Source organism: Gammaproteobacteria bacterium (genome assembly GCA_027296625.1).
Classification (GTDB): domain Bacteria; phylum Pseudomonadota; class Gammaproteobacteria; order JAKEHO01; family JAKEHO01; genus JAKEHO01.
The window spans coordinates 1-5,641 of the sequence record JAPUIX010000139.1 but is presented as its reverse complement, the minus strand read 5'-3'; the positions used below and the strand labels follow the sequence as shown (position 1 = coordinate 5,641).

At 53.5% G+C, this 5,641-nt stretch carries 6 protein-coding genes; 4 read left to right on the top strand and 2 right to left on the bottom strand.

All coding sequences use genetic code 11. The features are described 5' to 3' along the window. Positions 1 to 230 precede the first annotated feature (230 nt). Both O6944_08040 and O6944_08035 read right to left on the bottom strand, forming a co-directional pair. Positions 231 to 1,277: a hypothetical protein gene (locus O6944_08040; protein MCZ6719081.1), complete on the bottom strand. Its 1,047-nt coding sequence runs from the start codon at positions 1,275 to 1,277 to the stop codon at positions 231 to 233. 216 nt (positions 1,278 to 1,493) lie between these two features. Beyond that, positions 1,494 to 2,378, bottom strand: a complete 885-nt coding sequence (locus O6944_08035) for a hypothetical protein (GenBank protein ID MCZ6719080.1) — start codon at positions 2,376 to 2,378, stop codon at positions 1,494 to 1,496. Between the two features lie 325 nt (positions 2,379 to 2,703). On the opposite strand from O6944_08035, the gene O6944_08030 reads away from it, so the two are divergent. The 4 genes from O6944_08030 to O6944_08015 all read left to right on the top strand — a co-directional run. Continuing rightward, positions 2,704 to 3,084 (top strand): hypothetical protein, encoded by a 381-nt coding sequence (locus O6944_08030; GenBank protein ID MCZ6719079.1) that lies wholly within the window; start codon positions 2,704 to 2,706, stop codon positions 3,082 to 3,084. Further along, positions 3,081 to 3,383, top strand: coding sequence for a hypothetical protein (locus O6944_08025; protein ID MCZ6719078.1), 303 nt, complete (start codon positions 3,081 to 3,083; stop codon positions 3,381 to 3,383). The genes O6944_08030 and O6944_08025 overlap by 4 nt, the downstream gene beginning before the upstream one ends. A gap of 55 nt (positions 3,384 to 3,438) precedes the next feature. Further along, complete coding sequence (locus tag O6944_08020) at positions 3,439 to 4,152, top strand: hypothetical protein (GenBank protein ID MCZ6719077.1); 714 nt, start codon at positions 3,439 to 3,441, stop codon at positions 4,150 to 4,152. Positions 4,153 to 4,158: 6 nt separating this feature from the next. Next, positions 4,159 to 5,641 (top strand): recombinase family protein (locus O6944_08015; protein ID MCZ6719076.1); only part of this gene is annotated, 1,483 nt, incomplete at its 3' end.

The following is a 5,641-nucleotide window of genomic DNA, read 5'->3' as shown; positions in this document are numbered from 1 at the left end:
GACGATTTGTCTTCTTAGCTTTAATGATCGTCCCTTGCCCTTCTAGGATAGTCGTTATCCACGACAGATGCCCAGCGGTCGCAATCTATTCGGGCCGTCCGTCATGTTCAGGCATGAGGACTTTCGATTTGGGAATGTCTGCTTTGGGTCTCGATTCTATCGAGAGTAGCCGGGCGGGAGAATCAAACAATAAGCGGGATGCTACAGAGAAAGAGTGGGACAACTCAAAGTTACTGCCCGCTGATGGAAGCCCAGTCCTCAGAATCACACAAGCGCCGAGCCTCTGGGTCATCTACCAACAGGCAGGCGAGCTGCCTCCAGCGAGTGTCGCTGACGACGTTGTGCTCAGCGCCTACATGCAGAAATGGAACCAAGACGTTAAACTTGCCTGACAGAACCGATCGATCCCCGCGGTGGAAATTGCAACACATAAAGAACCCGTAAAGTGAAAACTCTCTCACTAGTGATTCCGGAATAGTCTGTACAGACCTATAGAAAGATTGCTGGTGCGCCTGAGGAAGTAGCGTTGCGATAACCGCCATCGGATGGCTCTTGACTTCTCTATCCGACACTTTTACGACTGGTGCGCCTGAACTTGGCTCGAAGTCATGATAGAAGCGGTATCGCGACACGATCTCAAGGCTTTGACTAACGACAGTAATCTGATCGGGCGTTATCGCCCATACGAAACCTGTTATTGGATCGTAACGGACCCCTGTGATCGCGAGCTTGCCAGTATCGATGCGCTTAATTATCTGACCCGAAGAACGGGAGACAACCAGTAATCCCGCCGCACCATAGTCACCGTGGCCGCCGTCGAGGTAAGTGCCGATCCAAATATAGTCGCCAACGGCCTCAACCTCGGAGACGCTGACGCAATTGCCCAGATTCACCTCTAAAGTCTGCCCTGCAACGACCATCTCTGAAGTAATTCCGTTATACGAATTGCAATGTTGCGGTACATAAGTGGTGCCATCCGTTGTGACGTACGGCGGGCGGCCAAGCGGCTTCCCTTCCTCATCGCCAATCAGTCGTGCGTATTCTGCTGCCGTCACAGGCAGAAACGAGTTAGTGCCCCTCATGTAGACGAAGTCTGGAAATTTGAAAAAGCGGAGAGAACCAGCTGTAACGCGAATCCCGATCTTGTCGTCCAAGAAAGTGAGTGATGTTACGTGTGGCAGAATGTCCTCGTCGCTGTACTCCGCGGCGGAAACTGATCTTGGCAGTAATACGCCGGGAACCAGAAAAAGCGACAACCAGAGGACGGAGGTCTTCATCTCAATAGTATAGGACCCGTTTGTAACGTGGCTCTAGTACGCAGATCCAATAATGAGAACTGTTTCCGCAGGGCTGCTTTGGGGTCGTTTTCTGCCTGTCGCAACTCTATTATCTGACCGGCTGCTTATAGGCGAGAGCGGACATTCCTTGGCTGCGCCCTTGTCACTTTGGTGCGCAATCTCGAATGTCGCCTGTGGGTCGAAAGCGGACGTTGATTAGTCTGGTCCCACAACGGGATTCACATGCGGTAAGGGTTGGCTACTCGTACCGATCTCCGGGCAGTTGGCCGGAGAATTTTGGAGAATATTGAAACCCATCGCATCTGGCAGCTTGGCTTGCAACTGCTCCAGAAGCCTACCCGCGAAGTTGGTAATGTGGGGTTCTTCCATAAGATTAAGGATGAGGCTATTTTCTCCTTTGATCCTTGCCTGTGCGATTCGGTAGCTCAGGCCGGCGAAGAAAGGCAGCCGGACTTTGGACGATGTCTTTAGGCGCTCTTTCTTAGTAAAGGTGGCCGAAGGCACGAGCGTTAGAACACCCCCACCCGCATAGGTCTCGAAAGACCCTGGTGGAACCAGTTGCGCACAAAGGTCATCGAGCCACTCCCACGATTGACATTTTCCCGCAAGATTCAGGCGTGCACCCGGTGGTAGGTTCCAACATGCCGCAAGCGTCCCAGGCACAACCAGATCCTGGATACCCAACTTACCACCGGCGTTTATCTCATGCTCTACCTGTACGCCGTTTCGCCACGCGGTCTCAATAGCGGTCAGCGCGTCCTGTGGACGACTACTCGGATCAAGCGCTGACCAGAGGAACGAAAACCACGGGCCACTCTCAAAAAACATTCTCGTGCCTGAATAGAGCCCTTCGGCGTACTCAAGCGTTAGCTCACTAGGGTTCTTTTCCCCTCGCTTATAGCGACCTAGCTGGTCAGCATCGGCGAGTATTGTGTCTGGCTGGAGTTTCTTGTCGAGCAACCCGGCAAGCTTCCGATCGCTCATCCACTTGCCGGCTTCCTGCATTACCGCTTCCTTCAGCGCCCAGTACCAAAAGCTCGCCCGTAACTGGTCGATCTTCGGTTTAGTTTTACCTGCCATGACGTATCGGAATGAGCATACCGGTGCGTTTTAACCAGTTTAAATCAAACCTATGATCCACACCATGAACATTGGACGCAAAATTCGAAGGCAGCGTCGATTGCTTGAGTTGAGTCAGGCAGCGGTTGCAGCGGCACTATGCCGCTCACAGATGCACGTGAGTCGCATCGAGCGCGGTCTGGCTAGGCCAACTGACGACGAGCTCAAGACAATGTCATGCGTACTCGGGGTATCTCTAGTAAATCACCGACGGTGGCGTTTATGAGTCCCACTTTGGTCGCATTGATCCATCTGCTCGCCAAGCTTCCGGCGATGGTGAGCTGTTATGCATAAACCGACCGCACAACAAAACCAACGTCAACGCTCACAGTATCGGGCATCCCGTGGGACTCGGCAACAAGCAGTGCCATCTAGCCGCTTCGTCACGCCTAGCCCCGACGCAAATCCCAACAGCGTTCAACCGGCCAACAATCTGCCGCCGCACCTGATTCCGTTTGTGGATGCGCTTGTTGAACTGCTCGTTTGCGCGTATCTGCAAGACACCGTTGTAAGGGTTACGGGTGATCTCCCGCAGATACCGAAAAAGCAAAAAGCAAGGATCTCTAAGCCTCTTATAGGCTTTCCGCAAGAGAACACAGGAACGGACACAGGAGAGGACACAGGCGAAGACACAGAAGGAAACACAGGCTTAAACCCACGAGGATGACTATCATGAGAGATATCTTTTCGAGCATCAGCCTTTCACAGCAGCTTTTTGCCATCCTGGATGACTACCATCCAAGGGATCGCATGTACGTGTACCGGATACTTAACGGCAAACCCGTCACTCCCGCACTGCTCAACTGCCACCCGTTTCCAGACCTACTCGACTACCTGCGAGATCATCATGCGGGTGGCGAGTTCAGACTGCTAATTCGTCGCGGCGACAAGATGCTACTGGCCGGGACGATTGCCATTGCGCCGCTACCGAAAACCACGGTTAGTTTGGTAGCGCGGCGTGGTTAGCAACGCACAGCTGGCTGACTTATGATAACCAGCAAACGTATCTACGAGCGAAAAGATGAGCCCTCAAACACCTAACCATCAGGAACTTAAGAGACAAGCTATTCAGGCATACTTTGCGCGCTGGAGAGAAGACCTCACCAACGTAAGGACCTTACTAGATGATCGGCGGTATCGGTTAGAGGCCATATTAATACTGAGTTGTTATATCGACGCACTGGGAAGACTTCGTTATCCCAAACGCAGTGGTGATAAGGCATACAAAACCATTGTGAAACAGTATTCCGGGCGCCGACAGGATTTCGAAATGATCGACCTACTTTTTTTCTACCAGTGGCCGCGATCCGATTTTAGAGACCTTAAGATCTATAAAGAATTGGAACATTACGAACGGCTTCTCGAAATACTAGTCGCAACCTTTGGAAGCGAGGATCAGATCAGAGATCCAGATCGCAGATATCAAAATCCAAACGATATTCTAGCTGCTGTTCTGGCTAATCCGTTCCAGGGGTTCAATCGACGAAACCTCCAGCGAAAGTTGCCTCTATTTTCCATTGTCGAAATACTCTACCGCCTAGTTCGATGCTATGCCGTACATGCAAAATCTTTCCCATTGGTACAATCATACGTTGACACCCATGGTCGCAGCGGCGTAAGAGAGAATCATTTTATCACTGCCGAATTGCTATACACTGTCACGAGCAATATCATCGAGCGCTACGAATCCGAGTGTTTAGCGGAAGGTGATTGGCCACATGCTTTTCGGAGTTGAGTAATCATGAAAGCTGCCATCTACGCACGTAAATCAACCGACGACAACGACCGCGACGAGGATAACAAGTCTGTTACGCGCCAGGTCCAGCATGCCAAAGCCTACGCCAAGAAAAACGACTGGACTGTGGACGAGGACCACATCTTTGTCGACGATGGCATAAGCGGTGCGGAGTACCAGAACCGACCCGGCTTTACACGGCTGCTAACGCGCCTTAAAGAGTTCGACGTCCTAATCATGAGCGAGTCGTCGCGCCTGGGCCGTGACATGACCCGCAACGCTTACCACATTGGCGATATCATCGAAAGCGACGTTCGCATTTTCTACTACCTGACCGACGAAGAAGAGAAAGCGGACACGCCCGAGCAGAAGATCATGATTACCCTCAAGTCGTACGCATCGGAGGTCGAACGGCAGAAAGCAAGCCAACGCGCTCGCGACGCACTGGAAAGGAAAGCACTCAAGGGCCACAACACCGGCGGGCGCGTCTACGGCTATGACAACGTGTGGGTCTATCCCGACGGCCGCAAGGTCGTCGCCACACCCGGGGAGAAGGGCGATGGAAAAGCCTATACCGAGTATCGCGTGAACAAACGCGAAGCAGACATCGTGCGGTGTATCTTCCGCATGCGTGCCGACGGTCACGGTGTCAGGTTAATCGCCAAGACGTTAAACGGTGACCCCAATTACCGCGACGAAAGCCGGCACTACTTCGACGACCAAACGCCACCAGCGCCTTGGAAACGAACGGGCTCCTGGGCGCCCTCCTCACTCTGGTCAATGCTTCACAATATTCGCTATACCGGCAAGATTCCGTTTGGACGCCATCGCAAGGCCTACCGTCACGGGACTAAGAAACGCCTCAAACAAGACGAGCATCTGCTGATTGACGCGCCGCAGCTTCGTATCATCGAACCCGATCTGTGGGAGGCCGTGCAGCAACGACGCAAGACAGCCAGGGCGAGCTATCTTCGCGACACGAAGGGTAATGCTTGGGGCCGGCCACAGAGCGGCCGCCCCGCCAAGTACTTGCTCAGCGGGCTCATGCGCTGCGAACCGTGTGGCGGCAATATGGTGGTTACGACGCTCACCCACGGCACCGCGCAGACGCGCCGGCGCGTACCGCACTATCTGTGCTCCTACCGGCACAACCGGGGCGCGACGGTGTGTCAAAACACGCGCAAGATTCGCCTTAGCGAGGTCGAGGACAAAGTGCTTGGCGCCATTGAACGACAGGTCCTCACCCCGGCGATCGTTGCCGCAACTATCGATAAGGCATTTGCCATGTTGACCGAGCAGCGCAAGCAAGCGCCGGTGCGAGCGGCGGGTATCGAAACTGAGATTAGGCGACTGCGACGTGAACTCGACAATCTATTGCGGCTCGCGGCCAACGGACGCGCGCCGCAGTCGGTACTAACAGAAATCACAAAGCGGGAGAAGCAGATCGAAGACCTGGAACAGCAGTTAGCGACGCATCGGCTCGAGGCAC

Coding starts and splice junctions, on each gene's coding strand:
- O6944_08040 (MCZ6719081.1), bottom strand. CDS start 1,277: ATGAAGACCTCCGTCCTCTGGTTGTCGCTTTTTCTGGTTCCCGGCGTA.
- O6944_08035 (MCZ6719080.1), bottom strand. CDS start 2,378: ATGGCAGGTAAAACTAAACCGAAGATCGACCAGTTACGGGCGAGCTTT.
- O6944_08030 (MCZ6719079.1), top strand. CDS start 2,704: ATGCATAAACCGACCGCACAACAAAACCAACGTCAACGCTCACAGTAT.
- O6944_08025 (MCZ6719078.1), top strand. CDS start 3,081: ATGACTATCATGAGAGATATCTTTTCGAGCATCAGCCTTTCACAGCAG.
- O6944_08020 (MCZ6719077.1), top strand. CDS start 3,439: ATGAGCCCTCAAACACCTAACCATCAGGAACTTAAGAGACAAGCTATT.